This is a genomic window from Microbacterium sp. F01 (assembly GCF_056156365.1).
Map to the genome: position 1 here is coordinate 335,681 of NZ_CM149592.1, position 26,059 is coordinate 361,739.

The 26,059-nt window shown below is 70.9% G+C and carries 20 protein-coding genes; 9 read left to right on the plus strand and 11 right to left on the minus strand.

Annotated features, from left to right (window positions below; translation table 11 throughout):
* Window positions 1-77: 77 nt before the first annotated feature.
* From ACVN90_RS01555 to ACVN90_RS01565, 3 genes are all read right to left on the minus strand, one after another.
* The gene (locus ACVN90_RS01555) at window positions 78-629 is read right to left on the minus strand and encodes an ECF transporter S component (RefSeq protein ID WP_475100417.1); all 552 of its coding nucleotides are present in this window, start codon (window positions 627-629) and stop codon (window positions 78-80) included.
* A gap of 239 nt (window positions 630-868) precedes the next feature.
* A complete protein-coding gene (locus tag ACVN90_RS01560; protein WP_475100418.1) occupies window positions 869-1,855 on the minus strand; it encodes a pirin family protein in 987 nt (328 codons plus the stop codon).
* Between the two features lie 13 nt (window positions 1,856-1,868).
* A complete protein-coding gene (locus tag ACVN90_RS01565) occupies window positions 1,869-2,189 on the minus strand; it encodes a GNAT family N-acetyltransferase (protein WP_475100419.1) in 321 nt (106 codons plus the stop codon).
* A gap of 269 nt (window positions 2,190-2,458) precedes the next feature.
* Here ACVN90_RS01565 and ACVN90_RS01570 point away from each other — a divergent pair, with 269 nt between their 5' ends.
* Entirely contained in the window at window positions 2,459-5,029 is a 2,571-nt protein-coding gene (locus ACVN90_RS01570) for a DEAD/DEAH box helicase (protein WP_475100420.1), read from the plus strand.
* 388 nt (window positions 5,030-5,417) lie between these two features.
* Here ACVN90_RS01570 and ACVN90_RS01575 read toward each other — a convergent pair whose 3' ends face one another.
* Window positions 5,418-6,296 (minus strand): SDR family oxidoreductase, encoded by an 879-nt coding sequence (locus tag ACVN90_RS01575; RefSeq protein WP_475100421.1) that lies wholly within the window; start codon window positions 6,294-6,296, stop codon window positions 5,418-5,420.
* A gap of 152 nt (window positions 6,297-6,448) precedes the next feature.
* On the opposite strand from ACVN90_RS01575, the gene ACVN90_RS01580 reads away from it, so the two are divergent.
* Together ACVN90_RS01580 and recQ are read left to right on the plus strand one after the other, a co-directional pair.
* Window positions 6,449-6,985 (plus strand): DUF1697 domain-containing protein, encoded by a 537-nt coding sequence (locus ACVN90_RS01580; RefSeq protein ID WP_475100422.1) that lies wholly within the window; start codon window positions 6,449-6,451, stop codon window positions 6,983-6,985.
* Window positions 6,986-7,203: 218 nt separating this feature from the next.
* Entirely contained in the window at window positions 7,204-9,216 is a 2,013-nt protein-coding gene (gene recQ, locus ACVN90_RS01585) for a DNA helicase RecQ (protein WP_475100423.1), read from the plus strand.
* 124 nt (window positions 9,217-9,340) lie between these two features.
* Here the strand turns inward: recQ and ACVN90_RS01590 are convergent, their stop codons facing one another.
* Window positions 9,341-10,618, minus strand: coding sequence for a TetR/AcrR family transcriptional regulator (locus tag ACVN90_RS01590; RefSeq protein WP_475100424.1), 1,278 nt, complete (start codon window positions 10,616-10,618; stop codon window positions 9,341-9,343).
* A gap of 156 nt (window positions 10,619-10,774) precedes the next feature.
* Here ACVN90_RS01590 and ACVN90_RS01595 point away from each other — a divergent pair, with 156 nt between their 5' ends.
* Together ACVN90_RS01595 and ACVN90_RS01600 are read left to right on the plus strand one after the other, a co-directional pair.
* On the plus strand, window positions 10,775-12,076 hold the full coding sequence (locus ACVN90_RS01595) for an MFS transporter (protein WP_475100425.1): 1,302 nt from the start codon (window positions 10,775-10,777) through the stop codon (window positions 12,074-12,076).
* A complete protein-coding gene (locus ACVN90_RS01600; protein WP_475100426.1) occupies window positions 12,076-13,869 on the plus strand; it encodes a glycoside hydrolase family 3 protein in 1,794 nt (597 codons plus the stop codon). Before ACVN90_RS01595 ends, ACVN90_RS01600 begins: the two co-directional genes overlap by 1 nt.
* A 64-nt stretch (window positions 13,870-13,933) precedes the next feature.
* On the opposite strand, the gene ACVN90_RS01605 is transcribed toward ACVN90_RS01600, so the two are convergent.
* The 3 genes from ACVN90_RS01605 to ACVN90_RS01615 all read right to left on the minus strand — a co-directional run bounded on the left by ACVN90_RS01605 (window position 13,934) and on the right by ACVN90_RS01615 (window position 16,907).
* Window positions 13,934-14,830: a universal stress protein gene (locus tag ACVN90_RS01605; protein WP_475100427.1), complete on the minus strand. Its 897-nt coding sequence runs from the start codon at window positions 14,828-14,830 to the stop codon at window positions 13,934-13,936.
* A complete protein-coding gene (locus ACVN90_RS01610; protein WP_475100428.1) occupies window positions 14,827-16,305 on the minus strand; it encodes an APC family permease in 1,479 nt (492 codons plus the stop codon). Before ACVN90_RS01610 ends, ACVN90_RS01605 begins: the two co-directional genes overlap by 4 nt.
* Window positions 16,306-16,445: 140 nt before the next feature.
* Window positions 16,446-16,907 carry an N-acetyltransferase family protein gene (locus tag ACVN90_RS01615; RefSeq protein ID WP_475100429.1) on the minus strand — a complete coding sequence of 154 codons (462 nt, stop codon included), beginning with the start codon at window positions 16,905-16,907 and terminating at the stop codon, window positions 16,446-16,448.
* Between the two features lie 264 nt (window positions 16,908-17,171).
* Here ACVN90_RS01615 and ACVN90_RS01620 point away from each other — a divergent pair, with 264 nt between their 5' ends.
* Window positions 17,172-18,869 carry a formate--tetrahydrofolate ligase gene (locus ACVN90_RS01620; protein ID WP_475100430.1) on the plus strand — a complete coding sequence of 566 codons (1,698 nt, stop codon included), beginning with the start codon at window positions 17,172-17,174 and terminating at the stop codon, window positions 18,867-18,869.
* 16 nt (window positions 18,870-18,885) lie between these two features.
* On the opposite strand, the gene ACVN90_RS01625 is transcribed toward ACVN90_RS01620, so the two are convergent.
* Window positions 18,886-19,698 carry a glycoside hydrolase family 16 protein gene (locus ACVN90_RS01625; protein WP_475100431.1) on the minus strand — a complete coding sequence of 271 codons (813 nt, stop codon included), beginning with the start codon at window positions 19,696-19,698 and terminating at the stop codon, window positions 18,886-18,888.
* Between the two features lie 19 nt (window positions 19,699-19,717).
* Complete coding sequence (locus tag ACVN90_RS01630; RefSeq protein WP_475100432.1) at window positions 19,718-20,074, minus strand: VOC family protein; 357 nt, start codon at window positions 20,072-20,074, stop codon at window positions 19,718-19,720.
* A 219-nt stretch (window positions 20,075-20,293) separates the two neighbouring features.
* Between ACVN90_RS01630 and ACVN90_RS01635 the strand changes: the two genes are divergently transcribed.
* Window positions 20,294-22,399: an acyl-CoA dehydrogenase family protein gene (locus tag ACVN90_RS01635; RefSeq protein WP_475100433.1), complete on the plus strand. Its 2,106-nt coding sequence runs from the start codon at window positions 20,294-20,296 to the stop codon at window positions 22,397-22,399.
* Between the two features lie 120 nt (window positions 22,400-22,519).
* On the opposite strand, the gene ACVN90_RS01640 is transcribed toward ACVN90_RS01635, so the two are convergent.
* Window positions 22,520-22,921: a glucose-6-phosphate dehydrogenase gene (locus ACVN90_RS01640; protein ID WP_475100434.1), complete on the minus strand. Its 402-nt coding sequence runs from the start codon at window positions 22,919-22,921 to the stop codon at window positions 22,520-22,522.
* 135 nt (window positions 22,922-23,056) lie between these two features.
* Between ACVN90_RS01640 and ACVN90_RS01645 the strand changes: the two genes are divergently transcribed.
* Window positions 23,057-23,629, plus strand: a complete 573-nt coding sequence (locus tag ACVN90_RS01645) for a DNA-3-methyladenine glycosylase I (protein WP_475100435.1) — start codon at window positions 23,057-23,059, stop codon at window positions 23,627-23,629.
* 40 nt (window positions 23,630-23,669) lie between these two features.
* Window positions 23,670-25,916, plus strand: coding sequence for an LLM class flavin-dependent oxidoreductase (locus tag ACVN90_RS01650; protein ID WP_475102046.1), 2,247 nt, complete (start codon window positions 23,670-23,672; stop codon window positions 25,914-25,916).
* Window positions 25,917-26,059: the final 143 nt, after the last annotated feature.

A 26,059-nucleotide genomic window follows, 5' to 3' on the forward strand; every position in this document is an offset into this window, starting at 1 on the left:
CGATCGTCGAGGGAAACTTAGCCTTCCCTAACCTACCGGCACCCTAGGCGGCGGCGAAACGGCCCTCGAGACGAGAGTCAGCGCTGACTGCGGCGGGCGACCCCGGCGCGCCGCAACGCGGAGCCGATCGCGAGGCCGACGGCCGTCCAGGCCACGGGGCCGACGATGAACAGCGCGACGTAGACGATCTGACCCCACAGCGGGAACCGCGTCACGTCGGCCGCGAACCAGATCGCGGCCGCGATGACGGCGCCCACGATCACCGCCGAGAGGAAGAACCGCCACGGCTCCCAGCGCTTGTAGCGCGAGATCGCGGCGATCAGCTCCTGCAGTCCGCCGATGAGGAGGGCGGTGCCGATGTAGCGACCGATCCAGAGCGGCACGACCGCGCTCGCGACCAGAGCGGCGACCATGTGGGTGATGAGCGCGACCCAGGGTCGGCGCAGCAGCTCCTGCGCGACGACGCCGGGCAGCACGTGTACGCCGAGTACGAGCCCGTAGAGGATCGGCGCGCCCGCCGAGACGAAGCCGCTGATCGCCCCTGCGCCCGCCTGCAGAACGCCGGTCGCGACGCCGATCGCGGCGCAGGTGAGCAGAACGCTCGTTGAAATCCGGGTGCCGGCAGCCACGTGCCCAGCGTACTGGGATGGGGCCGGACGATTCTCACTGAGCTCTCATTCGCTGCGATCGTTCGGGCCGTTACGGTGGAGGTCGCTGCGCTCCAACGATGTGGCGCAGCGACTTCCACGAGTCGCGAGCCTCGGCTCGACTCGGCCCCGCGGACTCGGCCCGGGCGCGCAGCGCGTTCTTGAAATCGGATGCTGCGGGCCGCAGCATCCGTTCCGCGAAGACTCGTGCGGGGAAGGCGTTACAGGCGGCGCCGGCGCCGGGTGAGGCGCACGGCCGGCATCGGCGGGGCGGGGATGCGCTCGTCGCCGTGGCCGATGACGTGGCCGAAGCGGGCGGAGCCTGACTCCCAGGCCTCGCGGGCCTCGACGATCTCTTCGTGTGTGCGGCCGACGAAGTTCCACCACATGACGACGTCGTCCTCGAACGGCTCGCCGCCGAGGAGGAAGAGCGTCGCGCCCGCGGGGCTCGAGATCACGACGTCGTCGCGATGGGTACCGAGGTACAGGAGGTGCGCGGCGTCGGCGACGACGTCGTCACCCGCGTCGGCGACGACCGAGGCCTCGCCGTAGACGGCGACGAGCGCGTGCTCCCAGGCGGAGTCGAGCGGCACGGTCACGGTCGAACCCGCCGGAATCCGCAGCTCGGCGCCGACGATCGGCGTGTAGACGGTGGCCGGCGAGGCGACGCCGCCGAGCTCGCCGAGCACGACCGTGGCCGAGCCCGCCTCGCCCGCGATCGGGCGGAGCTCCAGCTCGGGCAGCACCGCGTGCTGCTCGAACGCGGGTCCGCCGTGGCGTCGCGACTCGGGAAGGGCGACCCAGAGCTGCAGCGCGTCGAGCGGTGCGGCATCCTCTCCGACGGAGTACTCGGAGTGGGCGATGCCCGCGCCGCTCGTCATGAGGTTGAGCGCGCCGCGGCGCACCACGACATCGCTTCCCACGGTGTCGCGGTGCCGCACGTCGCCGAGGTACGGCCAGGTCACGGTCTGCAGGCCGATGTGCGGGTGGGGCTCGACGCGCATGCGCGTCTCCTGCGGTCCGAACCGGTCGAGGAAACACCAGGCGCCGACGAGCGGCAGTTCGCGCTGCGGCAGCGCGCGGTGCACCGACATCGCCCGCACGCCGCCGAGCGGCACCTCGCGGGCCTCGAGCAGCAGGGTGCGCGGTCCCGCGCATTCGACCGCGGACTCGGTGGCGACAGCGTCGTCGGCGTCCAGTCGGGTCATGTCGCCGGCCCGATCACTCCGGGTGCGGCTGGTCGGGCCACTCGACGGTGAGCCCGGCCACGTCGTTCTCGCGGACGTACTTGGCCACCACGGGGCAGTGCGGCACGACGGTCTCGCCGCGGCGCGCGACATCCGCCATCGCCTCCGAGACGATCGCCTGGGCGATGCCCCGGCCGCGGAATGCCGGGTCGACCTCCGTGTGCGGGAAGTGCAGGCGGCCCTTCGCGTCGATGCGGAACACGGTGAATCCCGCGAGCACCCCATCGACGTGCCCCTCGTAGCGGCGGTCCTCGTCGTTGCGGGTCACGATGGTCTGCGTTTGCGTCTCGGTCACTTCAGTCCCTTCGTCGTCGTTCTCAACGTACGTGTGCGCGGCCTGATTCCGCCACCGCGCGTGCACGTGGACCTCTTGCGGGAAGGGGAGGGGCCAGCAGGCCTTCGCCTCCATCATCCAGGCGGCGCTCGCCGGCTAGGACCCTGGGGGGACGGATGCCGCGGGCCGCAGCATCCGTTCCCATTCCGTGCCGTCGCCCCGCCCGTCCGCCCGCCCGCGGCGGCACTCGTGGCAGGGGAGCGGATGCTGCGACCTGGCAGACTCGGACGGTGACGCTTCTCGAGACCATCGCCGCGGCGGCCGAGGCATCCGGGTCGCCCGCCGGGGCGCCCGACGCCGATGCGCTGTACGACGCGTTCGTGGAGTGGGCGGGGGATCAGGGCTTCGCGCTGTACCCCGCGCAGGACGAGGCGGTCATCGAGATCGTGTCGGGCTCGCACGTCATCCTGTCGACGCCGACGGGCACGGGCAAGTCGCTGGTGGCGGTCGCCGCCCACGCGGCGTGCGTCGCGCGTGGCGGCCGCACGTATTACACCGCACCGATCAAGGCGCTCGTGAGCGAGAAGTTCTTCGCGCTCGTCGACATCTTCGGCGCGGCGAACGTCGGCATGGTCACCGGTGACTCGTCGGTCAACCCGGATGCCCCGATCGTGTGCTGCACGGCCGAGATCCTGGCGAACCTCGCGCTGCGCCAGGGCGCCGACGCCGCGGTCGACCAGGTCGTGATGGACGAGTTCCACTACTACGGCGACCCCGACCGCGGATGGGCGTGGCAGGTGCCGCTGCTGCTCCTGCCACGCGCGCAGTTCGTGCTGATGTCGGCCACGCTCGGCGACGTCACGACGATCGCCGAGGACCTCGAGCGCCGCACCGGTCGCACGGTCTCGCGCATCACGGGTGTCGAGCGACCGGTGCCGCTGCACTTCTCCTACGCGCGCACGCCGGTGCACGAGACCGTCGAGGAGCTGCTGCAGACCGGCGAGTCGCCGGTGTACATCGTGCACTTCTCGCAGGCCGCCGCGATGGAGCGGGCGCAGGCGCTGTCGTCGATCCGGATCGTCTCGCGCGAGCAGCGGGATGCGATCGCCGAGGCGATCGGCGGCTTCCGGTTCACGACCGCGTTCGGCCGCACGCTGTCGCGATACGTGCGCGCGGGCATCGGCGTGCACCACGCGGGCATGCTGCCGCGCTACCGCCGCCTCGTCGAGACGCTCGCCCAGCGCGGGCTGCTGCGGGTGATCTGCGGCACCGACACCCTGGGCGTCGGCATCAACGTGCCCATCCGCACGGTGCTCATCACGGCGCTGTCGAAGTTCGACGGCACGAAGATGCGGCAGCTGACCGCGCGTGAGTTCCACCAGGTTGCCGGTCGCGCCGGCCGCGCCGGGTACGACACGTCGGGAACCGTCGTCGTGATGGCTCCGGAGTGGGAGATCGAGAACGAGGCGGCGCTCCGCAAGGCCGGCGACGACCCTGCCAAGCGCAAGAAGATCGTGCGCAAGAAGGCACCCACGGGCGTCGTCAACTGGGGACTCGGATCGTTCGAGCGCCTCGTCGAGGCCGAGCCCGAGCCGCTCGTGCCGCAGCTTCAGCTCACCGCCGCGATGCTCATCAACGTCATCGCCCGCGGCGGCGACGTGTTCTCGAATGTGCGCAGCCTCGTGTTCGACAACCACGAGCCGCGCGCCCGGCGGTACGAGCTCGCGCGGCGCGCGATCGCGATCTTCCGGACGCTCCTCACCGCGGACGTGGTCGAGATCGACCGTACTTCGGGGAGCACGGATGCCTCGGCCCGCAGCATCCGGAATCACATCCGTCTGACTGTCGATCTGCAGCCGAACTTCGCGCTCAACCAGCCGCTGTCGCCATTCGCGCTCGCCGCGATCGAGCTGCTCGACCCGGACGACACGGCGGGGGCCGCCGGAAGCGGGCATTACGCGCTCGACGTCGTGAGCGTGATCGAGGCGACGCTCGACGACCCGCGGCCGATCCTGTCGCAGCAGGAGTTCAAGGCGCGCGGCGAGGCTGTCGCGGCGATGAAGGCCGACGGCATCGAGTACGACGAGCGCATGGCGCTGCTCGAAGAGGTCACGTACCCGAAGCCGCTCGAGGAGCTGCTCGCGCAGTCCTACGAGGTGTTCGCGTCGAGCCAGCCGTGGGTGCGGGACTTCGAGCTGTCGCCGAAGTCGGTCGTGCGCGACATGTTCGAGCGCGCGCTGTCGTTCTCGGAGCTCATCTCGCTGTACCAGCTCGCGCGCAGCGAGGGCCTGGTGCTGCGCTACCTCTCCGACGCGTACCGCGCGGTGCGCCAGACCGTGCCCGCCGAGGCCCAGACCGATGACCTGCACGATCTGGTCGCGTGGCTCGGCGAGGTCGTACGGCAGGTCGACTCGAGCCTCGTCGACGAGTGGGAGGCGCTGATCAACCCCGTCGACGACCCGTCGGCGCCGGTGGTCCCGCCGGCCCCGCCGTCGGTGCTGACGAACCGGCGCGCGTTCGGCGTGCTGGTGCGCAACGAGCTGTTCCGGCGCGTGCAGCTGGCCGCGCTGCAGCGCGACGAGGAGCTCGTCGAACTCGACCCCGAGGTCGATTGGCCGGCGGCGCTCGACGCCTACTTCGACGACCACGACGAGATCCTGACGGGCGGCGCGGCCCGGTCGCCGCGACTCGTGACCGTAGACGAGACGGATGCTGCGTCCTCGGGGCTCTGGCGCGTCGAGCAGACGATCGACGACCCGGCGGGCGACCACGACTGGCGCATCCGCGGCGTGGTCGACCTCGCGGCCTCGGAGGAGGCCGGCACCGCCGTGGTGCGGGTGACCGAGGTCGTGCGCCTGTAGTCGTCGCCGCGCTGGATCTGCCCGCGGCCGCGTGCCGACGCATCCATCCGCCGGGTGCGATGTCCGGACTTCGCAGGGCACCGCCTGCGGACGGCGTGCGATGTCCGGACTTCGCAGGGCATCGCCCGCGGACGGCGGCCGAAGTCCGGACTTCGCAGGGCACTTCCCGCGGGCGGCGGCCGAAGTCCGGACATCGCAGGGCACCGCCCGCGGATGGCGGCCGAAGTCCGGACTTCGCAGGGCACCGCCTGCGGATGGCGGCCGAAGTCCGGACATCGCAGGGCATCGCCTGCGGATGGCGGCCGAAGTCCGGACATCGCAGGGCACCGCTCGCGGAGCGCCGCGAAGTCCGGACATGCCTGTACGGCGCGCGGCCGGGGTGAGGCCCTCAGCCGAGTCCGAGGCCGCCGTCGGTCGACAGCACCTGGCCGACGACCCACGCGCCGTCGGGCGTCGCGAGCCAGCCGATGAGCCGCGCCGGGTCGGCGGGCTCGCCGTAGCGGCCGAAGGGTGTCGCCCGCATCCACGCCTCGATCTCGTCGAGGGGCCGGTCGGTCGTCTCGGGGTCGAGATAGCCGGTGTTGACCGGGCCGGGATCGATCGTGTTGAGGACGATGCCGAGGTCGAGCAGCTCGGCAGCCACCGTCTTCGTGACGCCCGCGAGCGCCGCCTTGCTCGCGGCGTACGCGACCTCGCCGCGCAGCGCGCCATGGATCTGCCCCGACGTCATCCAGAACACGCGCCCGGTCGGCTCGGCGAACGGACCCCTCCGCTCGACGCGCTCGCCGGGGTGCGCCCCGGGGTCGAGGGGCCCCGCGTGCAGCGCCGCGAACTCCCGCGTCAGCAGGAGCGTCGAGCGGGTGTTGGTCTGCCAGAACGCGTCGAGCCGCTCGGCGGTCATGTCGAGGATCGACCCGTCGTCGCCCGACTGCGCGTGGTTGCACACCAGGATGTCGAGCCGCCCGGTCAGTGCCGTTGCGGCCTCGATGACGAGGGGGACGGATGCTGCGTCCCGCAGGTCCGCGCTGATGTCACCGAGCTGCGCGCTGGGCGCGAGCTCCGTGCGCAGGCTTTCGCGGACGGCGTCGAGGTCGTCGCCACCCCACGGCAGGCGGGTGTCGTGCGGGCGGTAGTGGTGGAGGAAGACGTCGGCGCCGAGGCGCGCGAACTGGGTGGCGACGGCGAAGCCGATGCCGCGCCGGCGCGAGACGCCGGTGACGAGGGCGGTCTTGCCGGCGAGCGGCAGGGACGACGGGGAAGAGAACATGCGATGCCTTTCGAGGACGCTGCGTCGCAGCATCCGTGAATCAGTCCGTGCGGATCGCGGCGGACGAGGTGGTGACGGAGACGGGTCACAGGCATTGCATGACGGCGACGCTACCGCATGCGGTGGGCGGAGGCATCGGGGATGATGGCGGCATGCCGACCTATGTGGCGTTCCTGCGGGCGATCAACCTCGGGGCGAATCGGAAGTTTCCGAAGGCCGACATCGTGCGCGCGGTCGAGGGCGTCGGGTTCACCGACGTCGAGACGCACATCAACACCGGCAACGTGCGCTTCACGACGCCGATGCGCTCGCGGGCGAAGATCGAGAAGGCGCTCGAGGAGGCCTTCGCCGCCGATCGCGGGTTCGACGTGCCGACGATGGTGTTCACGACCGCCGAGCTGGCGGCGATCGCCCGTGACGCCGTCGTCCTCACCGCCGGCCGTCACGGCCTGGAGCGCCACTACGTGTATCTGCTGAAGGAAGCGCTGCCGGGCGACACGGTCGCCGAGATCGAGGGGCTCACGACGGATGCCGGTGAGATGGTCGTGCGCGGCCGCGTCGCGCATGCGCTGCTGGGCCCGGGTTACCAGGCCGGCACCGTCGATCCGCTCCGCGCGGCGAAGCTGCTGGGCGTCGCGACCAACCGCAACGTGAACGTCATCACGACGCTCGCGCAGAAGTGGTGCTGAGCTCGGGGTGGTGCGGCTTCACCCGCTCCTCGATTGAGGACCAGGGCCGGACTGCGGCCCCCGCCTCGGGGCGCCGCTCCTCATCCCGGCCCTGATCCTCAGTTGAGGATGCCGGGAGGCTCCTCCACAGAACCCGCAGAAGTCGGTTCGGCACGGGTTGTGCACCACGGTGGGGGGTGCGAGGGAGTGCGTCGGACGCCGCGGCTACCCTGGGACAGGTGACGATCCCCCAGGGCGACCCGTACGCCGACCTCGCGTGGGAGCCCGCCTGGGCGCCGCCGGCCGATGAGTACAGCGCGCCCCCGCCCGACGACTCGTGGGCTCCGCCGGAGGACGGGTGGATGCCGCCGCCCGACCCGCTGGCGGGCGGTTCGACGTCGATCGACCCGTTCGCGGGAGCCGGTCCGCGCCGCGACTTCACGGGTGCCGACGCAGCCACCGTGCTGCGCGAGGTGTACGGCTACGACGCGTTCCGCGGTGGGCAGGGCGCGATCGTCGATCACGTCATCACCGGCGGCGACGCCGTCGTGCTGATGCCGACCGGCGGCGGCAAGAGCGTCTGCTACCAGGTGCCCGCGCTGGTGCGCCCGGGCACGGGACTGGTCGTGAGCCCGCTCATCGCCCTGATGCACGATCAGGTCGACGCGCTCGTCGCCAACGGCGTGCGGGCGGCGTACCTCAATTCCACGCAAGCGCCGCCGGAGCGCGCGGCCGTCGAGCGCGCGTACCTCGCGGGCGAGCTCGACCTCCTCTACGTCGCCCCCGAGCGGCTCAACACCGAGTCGACGCTGCGTTTCCTTGCGCGCGGCAAGCTGAGCGTCATCGCTATAGACGAGGCGCACTGCGTGTCGCAATGGGGCCACGACTTCCGCCCCGACTACCTCGCGCTGGGCGCGCTCGCCGAGCGCTTCCCCGGCGTGCCGCGCCTCGCGCTCACGGCCACGGCGACACCGGCGACGCACCGCGAGATGACCGAGCGGCTGCAGCTGCCGCAGGCGCGCCACTTCGTGTCGAGCTTCGACCGGCCCAACATCCAATACCGCATCGAGGCCAAGTCCGACCCGCGGCGCCAGCTCGTCGCGTTCATCCGATCACAGGGGTCGGGTGCGGCCGGCATCGTCTACGCGCTGAGCCGCAAGTCCGTGGAGCAGACGGCCGAGTTCCTCTCCGCGCAGGGCGTCGACGCCCTGCCGTATCACGCCGGTCTTCCTGCCGAGACGCGCGCCGCGAACCAGTCCCGGTTCCTCCGCGAAGACGGCGTCGTGATGGTCGCGACGATCGCGTTCGGCATGGGCATCGACAAGCCCGACGTGCGCTTCGTCGCGCACATCGACCTGCCGAAGTCGGTCGAAGGGTACTACCAGGAGACCGGTCGCGCGGGCCGCGACGGCGAGGCATCCGTCGCATGGATGGCCTACGGGCTCGGCGACGTCGTGCAGCAGCGCCGCATGATCGACCAGTCGCCGGGCGACCGCGCCTTCAAGACCCGGCTGGGCCAGCACCTCGACGCCATGCTGGGCCTCTGCGAGACGGTCGGATGCCGCCGCCAGAACCTGCTCGCCTACTTCGGCGAAGCCTCCACCCCGTGCGGCAACTGCGACACCTGCCTCGAAGCGCCCGACACGTGGGACGGACTCGTCCCCGCGCAGAAGCTGCTGTCGACGATCGTGCGCCTGCAGCGTGAGCGGGGCCAGGCGTTCGGCGCGGGGCACCTCGTCGACATCCTCCGCGGCGCCTCGACCGACCGCATCCGCCAGCAGGGACACGACCAGCTCTCGACCTACGGGCTCGGCGCCGACCTCAGCGACCAGGACTGGCGCAGCGTGATCCGACAGCTGCTGGCCCGCGGCATCCTCGTCGCCCGCGGCGAGTACGGCACGCTCGCACTCGGCGAATCGGCGGGCGGCGTGCTGCGCGGCGAGACGCCGGTGCCGCTGCGCCGAGACGTGATGGGCCGCTCCGGCGGGGTCGCCCGCGTGCGCAAGACTACCGCTCCCGAGTCCCTCGACCCCGCGAACGCGGGCCTCTTCGAGGCGCTGCGCGCGTGGCGCGCCGGCGTCGCGAAGGAGCTCGGCGTGCCCGCCTACATCGTGTTCGGCGACGCGACGCTGCGGGCGCTCGCCGAACGTCGCCCAGCGAGCCTCGCCGACCTCGACGGCGTCTCGGGCATCGGCGCCAAGAAGCGCGAGGCCTACGGCGACGCCGTGCTCGCGGTGGTCGCCGCCGCCTGAGGCTGAAGAGGCCGGTCGCAGAGCCCGGTCAGATCGGGTGCTCTCACCGAGAACGCGCGATATGTGCGCACACAACGCGTGACCTCGGCGACAGCGCCCGATGTGAACATCGCCCGGTCGGCGTCTAACCGGAACGGGGCAGCACGTCGTCGAGGTGCGCGGTCAGCTGGGTCGCGACATCCACCGACGAACGGTCGTACAGCCACTGGTATTGCAGGCCGTCCCACAGGGCGGTGAGCCACAGCGCCTCGAACTCGGGGTCGCGGTGGGAGGGCAGGTCTCCGTCCTCCTGGGCCGCGCGGAACAGCGCGGCGAAGTGGTCCACCACGCCGCGGAAGCGCTGCTCGAAGTACGCGTGGGCCGGGTGGTCGGCGGGCACGGCCTCCGACGACAGCACGGCATACACCTCGATCAGGCCGGGCGCCGTCGCCGCGTTGACGGTCGCGCCGAGGGGGAGTCCTCGCAGCTCGTCCGCCGCGCGATCCGCGGCGACGTAGTCCGCGCGCGACTCGATCTGCTGGTCGCGGTGGCTCAGCACCGCGCTCAGCAGCTCCTCCTTCGAGCCGAAGTAGTGCAGCAGCGTCGACTTCGAGACGCCGACGCGCTCGGCGATGTCGCGCAGGCTCGTGTCGCCGTACCCCTCCTCGGCGAAGAGGGCGGTGGCTCCGTCGACGATGAGCGCGCGGCGCTCGCGTCCCACGCGGTAGCCCGAGGGCGCAGCATCCGGGATGGCGAAACTGGGCATCGGCGGCACCGGCACGGCCGTCGACGCCGGTGAGGGATCGTCGGCGTCGCGCCATCCGACGGGCAGCGCGAGCGACTCCTCATAGGTCTCGAGCGCCGCGGCGATGTCGACGCGCTCGGGAACGTACTGCGCCAGCAGCTGCAGGCCGTCCCACGCGGCCGCGATGCGCACGGCCTCACCCGCCGGGTCGCGGTCGGCGGACACGATGGCCTGCGTGATCGCCTCGTCGATGGCGTCGATCGACAGCTCCCGCAGGCGCGCGTACCGGTCGCGCATGATCTCGTGCGCGGGATGACGGGGAGTGGATGCTTCGCCCGTGAGTGCGGCGAACAGCGCGAGGTAGCCGGGCACGGTCTCGTTGCGCCGGGCGAGCTCGCTGTACGCGAGCGTGCCGGGGTCTTCCGCGGCCATGCGCTCGAGGAGCTCGGTCTCGTTGTCGCGCTCGAAGAGGTCGACCACGGCTGCGAGAAGTTCATCCTTGGTGGCGAAGTGCCGGAGCAGTCCGGGGTGGCTGATGCCGGCGGCGGCCGCGATGTCGCGGAGCGACGTGGCGCGGTACCCACGGGCGACGAAGGCGTCGTGCGCGGCCGCGACGATCGCAGCGCGGGTCTGCTCGGTACGGGCGGTGCGCACGGTGCCGGGTGCACTTGTCGCCACGTGACCACCCGCCTCTCTGCGCTCCCCCCGCGCTCATCCTATCCTCGTCGATTACCACACGGTCGAATTTCAGTTACCAAACGGTCGAGTTTCATGTATCCTCGTGCATCGACGCGCCTCGCAGACGACCCGCGTCGCACCCGAGAAAGGACTCCGATGACAGAGATGTCACCCGCCGCGACGGCCGCGGCCGCCGGCACGACCGGTTTCAAGGCACCGGGCACGACGCCCGACAAGACTCCCCGTGGGTACACGCCCGGCCTTGCCGCGGTCAACTTCGGCGTCTATCTCGCGCTGCTCACGCCGGTGCTCGTCTCGATGGCTTTCAAGGTGCAGCACATCTCACCCGAGGGGCAGGCGACCGCGAACCTCGGCCTCGTCATGGGCGTCGGGGCGTTCTTCGCGCTCATCGCCAACCCGCTCGCCGGCCGCCTCTCCGACCGCACGACCTCGCGGTTCGGCATGCGCCGCCCGTGGATCCTCGGCGGCACGCTCGTCGGCCTCGGAGGTTTCGCCCTCATCGGCGTCGCGGAGTCGGTGTGGGTCGTGCTCATCGCGTGGTGCCTCGTGCAGACCGCGATGAATTCGGTGCTCGCCGCCGCCAACGCGACGCTGCCCGACCAGGTCCCTGTCACGGGCCGCGGCAAGGTGTCGGGCATCGTCGGACTGACCACGCCCCTCGGCATCCTCGCGGGCTCGTTCCTCGTCAACTTCCTGTCGGACGACTTCGCGCGCTTCGTCGTTCCGGCGGCCATCGCCACCGTGCTCGCCGTGCTGTTCGTCCTCGTGCTGAAGGACCGCCGCCTCGACCACAAGCCCGCCCAGAAGTTCACGATCGGCCAGTTCTTCGGCTCCTTCGTGTTCAACCCGGCCAAGCACCCTGACTTCGGCTGGACCTGGCTCACGAAGTTCCTCGTCATGTTCGGCTACGCCGGCATCGCGACCTTCCTGCCCTTCTACCTCACCGAGAAGTTCGGCCTGGATGAGCAGACCGCGATCACGACGATCCTCATCGCCAACCTCGCGTCGATGGTGGCGATGGCCATCTCGGGCCCCCTCGGCGGTGTGCTCTCCGACAAGATCGGCAAGCGGCGCCCGTTCGTCGCCATCGCCGGCGTCATCATGGTCGTGGGTCTGGTGACCCTCGCCTTCGCTCCGAGCGTCGCGGTCGTCCTCGTCGCCCAGGCCATCATCGGCTTCGGCGCCGGCTCGTTCATGTCGGTCGACCTGGCCCTGGCGACCGAGGTGCTGCCGAACCCGGAGGACACCGCGAAGGACCTCGGCGTGCTCAACATCGCCAACGCCCTGCCGCAGTCGATCGCCCCGGCGATCGCCCCGGGCATCATCGCCTTCGGCGCCACGACCGCCCTCGGCGGCTACACCGTGTACTACCTCTTCGGCGCGCTCGTCGCCCTCGCCGGCGCCGTGCTCGTCTACCGCATCAAGGGAGTGAAGTGATGACCGACATTCTGACGACGGATGCTGCGACCCCGGCCGCGCCCGAAAGCCGACCCTGGCTCGACGCGAGCCTGCCCACAGAGGAACGCGTCGAGCTGCTCCTCGCCGCGATGACCGTGGAGGAGAAGGCAGGCCTCTTCTTCCAGACGATGATCGTGATGGGCGAGGGCGGGGAGCTGTCGGAGGGCGACTCGGCCTTCGGCATCCCGTCCAACCGCGAGTACGTGGCCGGCCGCCACATGAACCACTTCAACCTGCTGGGCGTCGCGCCCAAGGCCAGTGACATCGCGGCCTGGCACAACAAGCTGCAGGAGCTCGCAGCATCCACCCGCCTCGGCATCCCGGTGTCGATCTCGACGGATCCCCGCCACTCGTTCAGTGACAACCCGGGCGCCGCGATGTTCGCCGGCCCGTTCTCGCAGTGGCCCGAGCCGCTCGGCCTCGCGGCGACGCGTGACGCGCAGCTCGTGCAGCGCTTCGGCGACATCGCGCGCCAGGAGTACACGGCCGTCGGGATCCGCGTGGCCCTCCACCCGCAGGTCGACCTCGCGACCGAGTCGCGCTGGGCGCGCCAGCTGCAGACGTTCGGCGAGGACGCTGCGCTCGCGGGCGAGCTGGGCGCGGCGTACGTGCGCGGCTTCCAGGGTGAGGCCTTCGGTCCCGGCTCGGTGAGCACCATGACCAAGCACTTCCCGGGCGGCGGCCCGCAGAAGGACGGCGAGGACCCGCACTTCGACTACGGCCGCGAGCAGGTCTACCCGGGCGGGCAGTTCGAGCTGCACCTCAAGCCGTTCGAGGAGATCTTCGCCGCCGGCGGCCGTCAGATCATGCCGTACTACGGCATGCCCGTCGGCACCGAGTACGAGGAGGTCGGCTTCGGCTTCAACAAGGGCGTGCTCACCGGCCTCCTGCGCGAGCGCTTCGGCTTCGACGGCATCGTCTGCACCGACTGGGGCCTCGTCACCGACCAGCCGATCATGGGCACCGACTTCGCCGCCCGCGCGTGGGGCGTGGAGGATCTCACCCCCGCCGAGCGCATGGTGAAGATCCTCGACGCCGGCGCCGACCAGTTCGGCGGCGAGCACGACCCGTCGCTGCTCCTCGGCCTCGTGCGCGACGGCCTGGTGAGCGAGGAGCGCCTCGACGTCTCCGCGCGCCGCCTGCTCCGCGAGAAGTTCGAGCTCGGACTGTTCGAGAACCCGTTCGTCGACGTCGAGGCGGCCGACGCCATCGTCGGCTCGGCCGAGTTCCGCGCCGCAGGCGAGGCCGCGCAGCGCGCCTCGCTCGCCGTGCTGTCGAACGACGGCGCCCTGCCGCTGCGCCGCGGCGCGAAGCTCTACGTCGAGGGCATCGCGCCCGAGGCCGCCGCGCTTTTCGGCGAGGTCGTCGACACGCCGGAAGAAGCGGATGCTGCGATCCTCCGTCTGCAGGCACCCTACGAGCAGCGCGCGTCGATGTTCGAGAACTTCTTCCACGCGGGGTCGCTCGACTTCCCCGAGGAGGTCGTCGCCCACGTGCGCGAGATCGCGGCGGTCGTGCCGACGGTCGTGGACGTGTTCCTCGACCGTCCCGCGATCCTCGGCCCGCTCGTGGACGCCGCGGCCGCGGTCACCGCGAACTGGGGCGCCAACGCCGACGCGCTGCTCGACGTGCTGACGGGCGGGTCCCCGGCGACCGGCAAGCTCCCGTTCGACGTGCCGAGCTCGATGGCCGCGGTCGAGGCCTCGCGCCCCGACGTGCCGTTCGACACCGCCGACCCGCTGTTCCGCTTCGGCCACGGCCTCTCGCTCTAGCCGCACTGAGACGACGGATGCTGCGCCACGACCTCGTGGCGCAGCATCCGTCATTCTGTGCTGGCTACGACGCGACGACCCCCGGCACGACCACGACGGGCACCGGTGCGTTGCGCAGGATCTTCGACGCGCTGGAGCCCAGGAACACCTGGGCAAGGCGATGCGTCGACGACGACCCCACGACCATGACGTCGCCCTCCGTCCAGCCGACCGATGACACCGCCGTGCCCCAGTCGCCGGCGGCGGCGATGCCGTATTCGAGCTCGTCGTCCGAGAACCCCAGCGTCTTCAGGTGCGCGGCCGCCTCTTGCTGCGCGGCCGCGGCCTGCACGGCCCACAGCTCGATGACCTGGGTCTGTGCGTGGCTGATGTCGGTGGTGACCGGGCGGCGCGACGGGTTCACGAGGAACGTGACCAGGCGCATCCGCGCCGAGGCGATCCGGCTGAACTCCGCGACGCGGTTCAGCAGCGACCAGCTGGCGTCATCGTCGCGGAAGCCGACGGTCACCCTCTTCACCGGGCTCGTCGTGCGGTAGCTGCGCGGCGCGATGGCCACGGGAAGGGGCGAGGAGTGGACGAGTCGGTCGGTCTTGGAGGTCAGTCGGACGCGACCGGGCTCCGCCTCTTCGGCAGACCCCACCACGATCATCCGCGCGTCTCGCGCCACGGCCTGCTCGATGAGCGTCGCGGGCGCCGATCTGCCGGCGACCCACACCGCCTCGGCGGGAATGCCGGGGTGGTGGGCGAAGTCCGCCAGGGCGAGCCCTGCGCTCAGCCGGCCCTCGCTCGCGGCCCACTCCTCGTATTCGCGGTCGACGCCGCCGGCGAGCGGCGTGCCCCACCCCTGCGGCACGACCGACACCGCGACGACCGGCTCGGGATGGGATCGGGCGAACTGGAACGCGAGCTCGACCGCGCTGCGATCGTCGTTTCGCGGTCCGTAACCGACGAGGTACGTCACGTCTCCTCCTCGGGATGGATCGGCTCGGCGATCTGCTCCGGCGAGGTGTAGTCGTTGAGGGTCGCATGCCGGCGGCCGTAGAACCAGTAGTAGAGCAGCACGATCGCGATCCACGACCCGAAGATCACCCATGTGACGGCGGCGAGCCCCGACAGGATGTAGACGCACGCGGCGATCGTGAGGATCGGCACCACCGGGTAGAGCGGCACGCGGAAGGGACGCTCGAGGTCGGGCTTCGTGCGCCGCAGCACGATGACGGCGAGCGCGACGACGCTGAACGCGACCAGAGTGCCGATCGAGACGGTGTCCCACAGATAGTCGGACGGCACGAAGCCGGCGATGACCGCGACGATCGCCGAGACGACGATCGTGTTGTAGATCGGGGTCATCGTCTTGGCGTTGACCTTGAGGAACTTCCGCGGCACGAGCCCATCGCGCGAGATGGAGAACAGGATGCGGGTCTGTCCGTACAGGGTCACCAGCGTCACCGAGAAGATGGAGACGACCGCGCCCGCCGCAAGGATCGTTCCCCAGACCGGGTTGCCGGTGATGTTCTCCAGAATCTGCGCCAGACCGGCCTCACCGGCCTCCTCGGTGGAGAAGAATTCGACCGGCTCGGCGGCCAGCCCCGCGATCGCGACGAGGATGTACACCGTCGAGACGATGATGAGGGCTCCGATGATCGCGCGGGGGAGCGCCTTCTGCGGGTTGCGCACCTCCTCGCCGGCCGTTGCGACGGCGTCGAGGCCGATGAACGAGAAGAAGATCGTCGCCGCGGCGGCGCTGATGCCGGCGGCACCGAAAGCGAAGAAGTCCTGGAAGTGGTCCGCGTTGAACGCGGTGAAGCCGAGGACGATGAACAGCGCCAGTACGCCCAGCTTGATGAGGACCATGATCGTGTTGACGGTGGCCGACTCGGCGACGCCGCGGATGAGGAGCAGACAGCACAGGCCGACGAGGACGACGGCAGGCAGGTTGATGATGCCGCCGGTCGCCGCGCCGTCCGATCCCGGGATGAACGACACCGACAGGGCATCCGGCAGCCGGAACCCGAGGGTGTTCTCGAGCAGCTCGTTGAAGTAGCCGCTCCAGCCGACCGCGACCGCCGAGACGGCGACGCCGTACTCCAGCAGCACGCAGCCCGCGATGATCACCGCCCAGATCTCACCCAGTGCGTGGTACGTGTACGAGTACGTCGAGCCGCTCACCGGGATCGCCGATGCCAGCTCGGCGTAGCACAGCGCCGAGAGCCCTGCGCAGATCGCGGCGACGATGAACGAGATGATCACGGCGGGCCCTGCCTCGGGGATCGACTCGCTCAGCACGAAGAAGATGCCGGTGCCGACGGTCGCGCCGACGCCGAACATCATGAGCTGGAAGGTGCCGATGTTCCGGGCGAGCTCCTCGCCCTTGTGGTGCTTCTGCTGGATGACGATGGGCTTGCGTCGAAAGAGCTGCTCGCCGAGTGCGGCCATGTCGGACTCCCCACGGGGTGGCCCGGGCCACGGCGCCCGGGGTGTCCCCAAGTCTGGTGCGCGAGGCGCAGCCGGTACAGGCCAGTTCCCCCGGCCTGCGTCTGAGATCACAGACGTGCCTTCCGGCACGAGGCGGCGGCTCAGAACTCCCGGAAGAAGAAGAACGCGCGCTCGCCGGACTGGGGGTCGGAGCCGTGGAACCCGTGGCTCTCGTAGAAGCGCTGGGCGTCGACGTCGCCCTCGTCGACGTTGATCTCGATCGCCGACACGCCCTCTCGGCGGCAGTCGGCGATCAGTCGCTCGATGATTGCCCCTCCGATGCCCGCGCCGCGCGACGCCGGTGCGACGTACATCTCGTCGAGCAGTGCGACAGCGCCGGGGTACCAGACGTTGGGCCGCAGCGTCACGAGTGCGAGTCCATCGGCCTGCTCGCCGCCGAGGAGTGCGAGCGTCTGCGTGCCCGCGAGCAGGTGCCGGAGGCGTTCTTCCAGCACGGCCGGGCCAGGGGATTCTGTGTCGAACTCGGTGTTGAAGTCGTGCAGCAGCTCGGCGACGCGCGCTGCGTCGTCGACGGTGGCTGTGCGCACGGGCGGAGCGGCCATGACTCCACCGTAGAGAAGCCCGGGGCGCGCGTCACGCGCCCCCGCGTGTGCTGCGCGCACGCCGCGTGCGCGCTTCATGTGTTCTCGCCGAGACCACATGTCGTGCGCGCGCAGGACGGGTGACCTCGGTGAGAGCACACGATGTGGACGCCGCGTCACACTGCGGCCTCGATCCCAGGCCGCCGCTGCGACGCATAGGCTGACGGAGGCGGGCGACGAGGCCCGCGACGGGGCGGGGGCCGGAACGTGTCAAGGGAGAACGGCGTGGCCACGAGCAACATCGAGATCGCACAGCAGGCCGAACTCTGGCCGATCACCCGGATCGCCGAGGGGCTCGGCATCCCTGACGAGGAGCTCGAGCCGTACGGCCGCTTCAAGGCGAAGGTGTCGCTGCGGTATCTGCAGACGCTCCAGGAGAGGCCGCGCGGGCGGCTCGTGCTGATGACCGCCGTGTCGCCGACGCCGGCGGGCGAGGGCAAGACGACGACCACCGTGGGCCTCGGCGACGCGCTCACCCGCATCGGCGAGCGGGCCATGATCTGCCTGCGCGAGCCCGCGCTCGGGCCGGTGTTCGGCATGAAAGGCGGCGCCGCGGGCGGCGGGTACGCGCAGGTCGTGCCGATGGAGGACATCAACCTCCACTTCACCGGCGACTTCTCAGCCATCGCCATCGCGACGAACCTGCTCGCGGCGCTCATCGACAACCACGTACACCACGGCAATGCCCTCGGCATCGACATGCGGCGCGTGACCTGGCGTCGCGTGCTCGACGTGAACGACCGGGCGCTCCGCGACGCGGTGATCGGCCTCGGCGGCCCGTCGAACGGCTACCCGCGGGAGGACGGCTTCGACATCGTCGTGGCGAGCGAGGTCATGGCGATCTTCTGCCTCGCGAGGGGCCTCGCCGACCTCAAGGAACGCCTCGGCGAGATCGTCGTCGCCTACACCCGCGACCGCGCGCCGATCCGGGCCCGCGACCTCGAGGCGCACGGCGCGATGGCCGCGATCCTGCGCGACGCGCTCGCCCCGAACCTCGTGCAGACCCTCGAGCACACGCCGGCGTTCGTGCACGGCGGTCCGTTCGCGAACATCGCGCACGGCTGCAACTCGTACCTCGCGACCGACTCCGCGCTGCGGATGGCCGACTACGTCGTCACCGAGGCCGGCTTCGGCGCCGACCTCGGCGCCGAGAAGTTCGTCGACATCCTCTGCCGCACGACCGGCCTCCGCCCCGACGTCGCCGTGGTCGTGGCGACGGTGCGCGCGATGAAGTACCACGGCGGTGCCGACGTCGCCGACCTCCCGCACGAGAACGTCGCGGCGCTGCATCGCGGCACGTCCAACCTCATCCGGCACCTCACGACCCTGCGCGAGACCTGGGGGATCCCGACGGTGGTCGCGATCAACCATCGTGCGGAGGATACGGATGCTGAGACCGCGGCGCTCGTCGCGGCCGCGGAGTCCGTGGGGGTCACGGCGGTGGTCGCGAAGCACTTCGCCGAGGGCGGCGCCGGGGCAGAGGACCTCGCGCGCGAGGTCGTGCGGATCTGCGACGAGCGTGCGGCGGAGCAGGGGGACGAAGCATCCGCTCTGCACTTCACCTACCCGGATGACGCGACGCTGTGGCGCAAGATGAGCGCGATCGCGACCCGCATCTACGGGGCGTCCGAGATCACCGCGTCGACCGCCGTCCGCGCGCAGATCAAGCGCCTGCAGGACGAGGGCTACGGCGGGTACCCGGTGTGCGTCGCGAAGACGCAGTACTCGTTCTCGACCGACCCGAGGCTGCGCGGCGCACCGACCGGGCACGTCGTCGACGTCCGCGAGGTGCGGCTCGCCGCAGGGGCGCGGTTCGTCGTGATGATCTGCGGCGACATCATGACGATGCCGGGGCTGCCGGCCGTGCCGGCGGCCAACAGCATCGACGTGGATGACGAGGGGCGCATCGTCGGGCTCTTCTGAGACGGGCGCTCGGGGATCAGAGCGGCGGGAAGGTGCGCACGCGCTCGACGCGGAGCGTGTGGGGGAGCGCCGCGGTGTCGCGCGTGCCGTCGGCGCGCGGCAGCTCGTAGAGATCGAGCATGAGCTGCACGGGGTAGTCGATCGTCTGGCGCACGGTCTTGACCCAGCGGTGGTCGATGAAGAACCGCACCGCGTCGGGTGTCCATTCGACCGCGTAGTCGTGCATCTCGGTGAGGTCGCCCTCGACGCGCACTTTCTCGAAGTCGTCGTGCAGGCGTGGGTCGTGCTGGCGCTTGACGCCCACGCCGACCCAGCCGCCTTCGTCGTCCAGGTCGCTGCCGAAGATCTCGGCGATGCAGATCTCGCCGCTGTCGTCGGGAGTGCCTTCGAACCCGATCGGCCAGAACGCGACCATGGCGTCGGGGTGGCGCACCGCCGCCATCCGCACCTCGATCACACCGAACCTCGGGAGGTGGAGCAGTCGCTCCGGCTGCTCTTCGCGCACCACGAGTCCCTCGCGGAAGCGGTGCTGCCCGATCTCGCTGCCCCGATCACCGGAGAACTGGCCGGTCTGCAGGTGCGAGACGCGGTTCTCGCCGTCGAACTCGGGCGACCACGGCGCAGTGTCGGCGTCGATGAACAGCTCGAGTGCGTCGGGTGCGACCGAGTACTTGGCGGCGGTGCGCTCGCGCGACGACCAGTGCGGCAGGTAGTGCGGCCACCACACCGTCTCGTCGAGCACGCCCTCGCCGAACCGCTCGTCGAGATCGGGTTCGCGGCCGTCGAGGTCGAGCGGCGACGTGTCGAGGAACGCGGTGTCGTCGGTCATGTCGACCATCGAGTCCGGGTCACCGATCGGTGACGAGGATGATGTTCCCGTCGGGGTCGGTCGCGGTGAAGAACAGGCAGCGGTCGGGGTCGCCCTGCACCTCGCCCGGATGGGCCCCGAGCCTGGCCAGGAGTTCCGGCACCGGCTCGAGGTCGTCGACGCGGAAGTTGCATGTCGCCCACGGCAGGCCGGGGACGACATGGATGCCGCTCTTCGGCCCCATGAGCGTCACCTGGCCGTGCGACCCGGAGAGCACGCTCGAGAAGTCCGTCTCTTCGGCGACGCCGAGACCGAAGACATCCGCGTACCAGTGCGCACTCGCGCGCGGATCGTGCACGGGGATGAACGCGGTCGTGATCGCCGTCGGAGGGGCCATGACCTGAGCCTAGGCCTCGCCGCGGACGTTCGCTCGGGACTGTCGGACGGGCGACGCGCGGGCTCCGCAGCGGCCCATCCTGTGCGTCTCGCACAACGCATCCGTCACCCGTGCCGCTCCGTGGTTGTGGACATTCACCAGAGGCTTTGAGGTCAGGTTGTGGGAGTCCTACGGTCGAGGGATACGTGACCTTCCCCGTCGCACCGAGAGGTGATGCACATGGCTGACGCCGCCGTCCGCACCAAAAAGCCCGCCGTTCACAAGAACACGCCCGCCGGCGGAGCCCCGACCGCCCCGCACACCGCGGCCGAGGCATCCGATCCCCGCATCGACATCGCCGCGGTCACCGATCTGCTCCTCGGGACGTGGGGCGACACCCGCCGCGAAGCCCGCGAGATGATCAAGGACCCCGCGTTCTGGCGCATCGAGGGGCAGTCGATGCCCGAGCACCGCGAGCGGGTGCTGACGCAGCTGCACCTGCTCGTCGAGCACGGCGGCTCGCGCCGCGCGATGCCCGAGAAGTTCGGCGGACTCAATGACAACGGCGCGAACCTCGCCGGCTTCCAGGAGCTCGTGCTCGCCGACCCCAGTCTGCAGATCAAGTCCGGCGTGCAGTGGGGTCTGTTCGGCTCGGCCGTCTTCCAGCTCGGCACAGAGAAGCACCACGACAAGTGGATGCCGGGCATCACCGATCTCTCCATCCCGGGTGCGTTCGCGATGACCGAGACCGGGCACGGATCGGATGTCGCGGCCATCGGCACGACCGCGACCTACGACCCCGACACCGAGGAGTTCGTCATCCACACGCCGTTCCGCGGCGCGTACAAGGACTATCTCGGCAACGCCGCGCTGCACGGCAAGGCCGCGACGGTGTTCGCACAGCTCATCACGGGCGGCGTGAACTACGGCGTGCACTGCTTCTTCGTGCCGATCCGCGACGACGAGGGCGCGATGCTCCCCGGCATCATCAGCGAGGACGACGGCGTCAAGGGCGGCCTCAACGGCATCGACAATGGGCGGCTTGCCTTCGAAAGCGTGCGTGTGCCCAGATTCAATCTGCTCGACCGCTACGGCCAGGTCGCCGCGGACGGCTCCTACACGTCCGACATCCCGACGCCGGGTCGCCGCTTCTTCACGATGCTCGGCGCCCTCGTGCAGGGCCGTGTGTCGCTCGACGGCGCCGCCACCACCGGCACCGCGCTCGCCCTGCACATCGCCCTCACCTACGCGAACCAGCGCCGCCAGTTCGACTCCGGCACCGGCACCGAAGAGGTCGTGCTGCTCGACTACGGCAAGCACCAGCGGCGCCTGCTTCCCCTCCTCGCGCAGAACTACGCGCAGTTCTTCGCCCACGACGAGCTGCTCAAGAAGTTCGACGCCGTCTTCTCGGGCCGCACCGACACCCCCGAGGAGCGCGAGGACCTCGAGACCCTCGCCGCGGCGCTCAAGCCCCTCAGCACCTGGAACGCGCTGAGCACGATCCAGGAGGCCCGCGAGGCCTGCGGCGGCTCGGGCTTCCTCGCCGAGAACCGCATGGTCGGTCTCCACCAGGACCTCGACGTCTACGTCACCTTCGAGGGAGACAACAACGTCCTCCTCCAGCTGGTCGGAAAGCGGCTCCTGTCCGACTACGCCAAGCAGTTCAAGGGGAAGGATGCTGCGGCCCTCGCCCGCTTCGCCGTCGGCCACACCGCGGGCAAGGTGTTCCACGGCGCGGGCCTGCGCCAGCTCGGGCAGACGGTCACCGACTTCGGCTCGACCGCGCGTTCGATCGAGCTGGGCCTGCGCACCGACCAGCAGCACGAGCTGCTCGCCGGCCGCGTGCAGCAGATGGTGGCGGATGTCGCCGCCGCCCTGCGGCCGGCGTCCAAGCTGTCGCCCGCTGAGGCCGCGGCGCTGTTCAACAGCCACCAGGCGGAACTGATCGAAGCCGCCCGCGCGCACGGCGAGCTCCTGCAGTGGGAGGCCTTCACTGACGGCGTGAATCGCGTCTCCGACGAGGGCACGAAGCAGGTGCTGACGTGGATGCGCGACCTCTTCGGCCTGCACCTCATCGAGAAGCACCTTGCGTGGTACATCATCAACGGCCGGCTCTCGACCCAGCGCGCAGCATCCGTCTCCCGCTACATCGACCGGCTCGCGGCGCGGCTGCGTCCGCACGCGCAGGATCTCGTCGACGCCTACGGCTTCGCGCCCGAGCACGTGCGCGCGCCCATCGCGTCGGGTGCCGAGCGCCAGCGCCAGGACGAGGCCCGCGAGTACTACCGCGCGCTCGCCGCGTCGGGCAACGCGCCCGTGTCGGAGAAGTCGCTCAAGAAGAAGTGACGGCGCGGCGCGCAGCGCAAGCCGGCGTCCTCAGTTGAGGAGTGGAGCCGGGATGCGGGCTGATCGTCGCCGACAGCTCCGCATCTCGGCCACGATCCTCAGATGAGGATCGCGATCGCGTCAGGAGGCGGTCCAGCCGCAGTTGCCGCACTCACCGGTCGCGGAGACCTCGATGAAGCAGTTCGGGCACATCGCGCGGACGCGCTCGGGGACGACCGGCTTGGCGACGCGGCGCTCGGCGGCCGGGCGGGGCGACGACTTCGCTCGGGCGGCCGGCGCCGCCGCCGGTTGCGGGACGATCGCCGCGGCGGGCACGTGGTACGCGCAGTAGAAGCGCACATAGCCGTCGTGGTTCTTGGGGTGCCGGTGCTTGTACGCCCAGAGCTCGGTGCGGGGCAGCAGCTCGGAGTCCGGGCCGCAGGTGAAGCAGCGCGTCGGCTCGCCCGGGACCACGTCCGCCAGGAGCACGGGGTTCTCGAAGGGGACCGAGTCCCGCCAATCCGCCGACGCGACGATCTTCATGGTCCTGCCTCCCAGCTGCGCGGGCGCGAACAGCCCGACATTCCACGGTAAGCGACGGAGGCGGCATCCGGGAATCGGCCTGGTGACGGAGTGCTGAACACCGGCGACGTCGGAGGGGGAACCTAGGCTGGCGCGGTGAGCACCGACGTCCGCCTCGGCGCCGACGGCCGCGCGCGCTGCGCGTGGGTCGGCGACGACTCCGAGTACGCCCGCTACCACGACGAGGAGTGGGGTGTGCCGCTGCACGGCGACCGCGCCCTCTTCGAGAAGATGAGCCTCGAGGGGTTCCAGGCCGGGCTGTCGTGGATCACGATCCTCCGCAAGCGCCCGCGATTCCGCGAGGTGTTCGCGGGGTTCGAGCCGGAGGCCGTGGCGGCGTTCGACGACGACGACATCGCACGATTGATGACGGATGCCGGGATCATCCGCAATCGCGCGAAGATCGAGGCCACGATCTCCAATGCGCGGCTCGTGCTCGAACTCGAGCCCGGCGAGCTCGACGACTTCATGTGGTCGTTCGCACCGGCCGCTCATCAGCGACCGTCGACCTTTGCGGAGGTGCCCGCCATCACGGCGGAGGCCGAGGCGATGAGCAAGGCGCTGCGGAAGCGCGGGTTCCGCTTCGTCGGCCCGACGACGATGTACGCGCTCATGCAGTCGGCCGGGATGGTCGACGACCACGTCGACGGGTGCTGGCGGGTCGGCTGAGCCGCGAGGAACAACGAGCGCTCCCCATGCGTTCGAATGGATCGTGGACTACGGACACCCGCTCGAATTCGGCGCCTTCATCACCCCGACCGTCGCGAGTCCCGACGCGCCGGTGCTGCTGTCGCAGGTGGCCGAGGCAGCCGGTCTCGACCTCGTCACCTTCCAGGACCACCCGTATCAGCCCGCGTTCCTCGACACGTGGACGCTCATGTCGTTCGTCGCGGCGCGCACCGAGACCATCCGCATCGCGCCCAACGTGCTGAACGTGCCGCTGCGTCCGCCCGCCGTCGTGGCACGCGCGGCGGCGAGCATCGACCTGCTGTCGGGCGGGCGCTTCGACCTCGGCCTCGGCGCCGGCGGCTTCTGGGACGCGATCGAGGCGATGGGCGGCACGCGGCTGACGCCGGGTCAGGCCGTCACGGCGCTGGGCGAGGCGATCGACGTCATCCGCGAGCTGTGGCGCACCGACGAGCGCCGGGGCGTCTTCACCGACGGGAAGTACCACGCGGTGCACGGCGCGAAGCGCGGGCCGCGGCCGGCGCACGACATCCCGATCCACATCGGCGCGTACAAGCCGCGCATGCTCGCGCTCACCGGCCGCAAGGGCGACGGGTGGCTGCCGTCGCTGGGCTACATGAAGCCCGGCGATCTCGCCAAAGGCAACGCCGCGATCGACGAGGCAGCGGCGTCCGTCGGCCGCGACCCGCGCGAGGTGCGGCGTCTGCTCAACATCGGCCAGCTCGCCGCTGACCCGAACGAGTTCGCCGAGCGCCTCGCGCGCCTCGCACTCGAGGACGGCATCGGCACGTTCATCATCGCCGCCGACGACCCGAACCTGCTCCAGCGCTTCGGCGAAGACGTCGCGCCCGCGGCCCGCGAGCTCGTCGCCGCCGAGCGCGGCCGGCGAGGCACTGCGGCAGCATCCGTCCGATCCGCCGCTGCGCTCGCCGCTCGCCGTGACGGCATCGCGTACGACGACGTGCCGGCCGGCCTTCGCGCGATCGAGCCCGGCGACTTCGACTACGGCGACGTGCGCGCCACCTACATGCGCGGGGGACGTCCGGGCATCGTGCTGCAGCCCGACACGGCCGCGCAGGTGGCCGAGGCGCTCGCGTTCGCGCGGCGGCATCCCGGGCTCCCGCTCGCGGTGCGCAGCGGCGGCCACGGCATCAGCGGCCGCAGCACCAACGACGGCGGCATCGTCATCGACCTCCGCCGGCTCGACGGGATCGAGGTGCTCGACGCCGATCGCCGGCTCGTGCGCATCGGGCCCGGTGCGCGCTGGGCGCAGGTCGCCGCGGCGCTCGGCGAGCACGGCTGGGCGCTGACCTCGGGCGACTACGGCGGGGTCGGCGTCGGCGGTCTTGCGACGGCGGGCGGCATCGGCCTGCTCGCGCGCGAGCACGGCCTCACGATCGACCACCTGCGCGCCGCCGAGGTGGTGCTCGCCGACGGCTCGATCGTGCGGACGGATGCCTCGACCCATCCCGACCTCTTCTGGGCGATTCGCGGAGCCGGTGCCAACGTCGGCATCGTCACGGCCTTCGAGTTCGAGGTCGACGAGGTCGGCCAGGTGGGCTACGCGCAGCTCGCGTTCCAGGTCGACGACGTCGCCGGGTTCCTCGAGGGCTACGGCCGCATCGTCGAGTCCTCGCCGCGCGACCTCACGCTGTTCCTGCTGACGGGCGGACCCCGCCCGGGCCAGCCGCAGGTCGTCCAGCTCTACGGCATCGTCGACTCCGATGACCCCGACACGATCATCGCGCGGCTGCAGCCGTTCGCGGAGCTCGCACCGCTCGTGCAGCAGTCGGTGCAGCTCACCACCTACGCGCAGGTCATGGCGAACGCCGACCTCGGCCCCCAGCACGGCGCGGGCGAGCCCCACTCCCGGTCGGGTCTCATCGAGCACGTCACGCCCGCCTTCGCGGCGGCGGTGGAACGGATGCTGCAGACCGGCGCCGTGCCGTTCTTCCAGCTGCGCGCGGTCGGCGGGGCCGTGGCCGACGTCGCCGAGGACGCGACGGCCTACGCGCACCGCTCGGCGAACTTCTCGGTCGCCGCGCTGGGGTCGAACCCGGAACGGCTCGACGCCCAGTGGCGCACCCTCGCCGACCACGTCGACGGGATGTACCTGAGCTTCGACTCGTCCGAGCGCCCGGAGCGCATCGCCGAGGCGTTCCCGCCCGCGACGCTGGAGCGACTGCGCCGCGTGAAGGCGGCGTACGACCCGACGTGCGTCTTCCGCGACAACTTCGCGATCGAGCCTGCGGCCTCCGACGCGGCCTGAGGTCGTTCGGATGCCCGAGGCGTTTCGACTTCGGGCGCCAGAGCGCCCTTCGCTCAACGAGCGGGGACTTGGCCGGCTTCTCGCTCGTTGAGCGGGCGAGGAACGAGCGAGTCGAAACGCGCCGAGCCGCCGAGGTGACATCG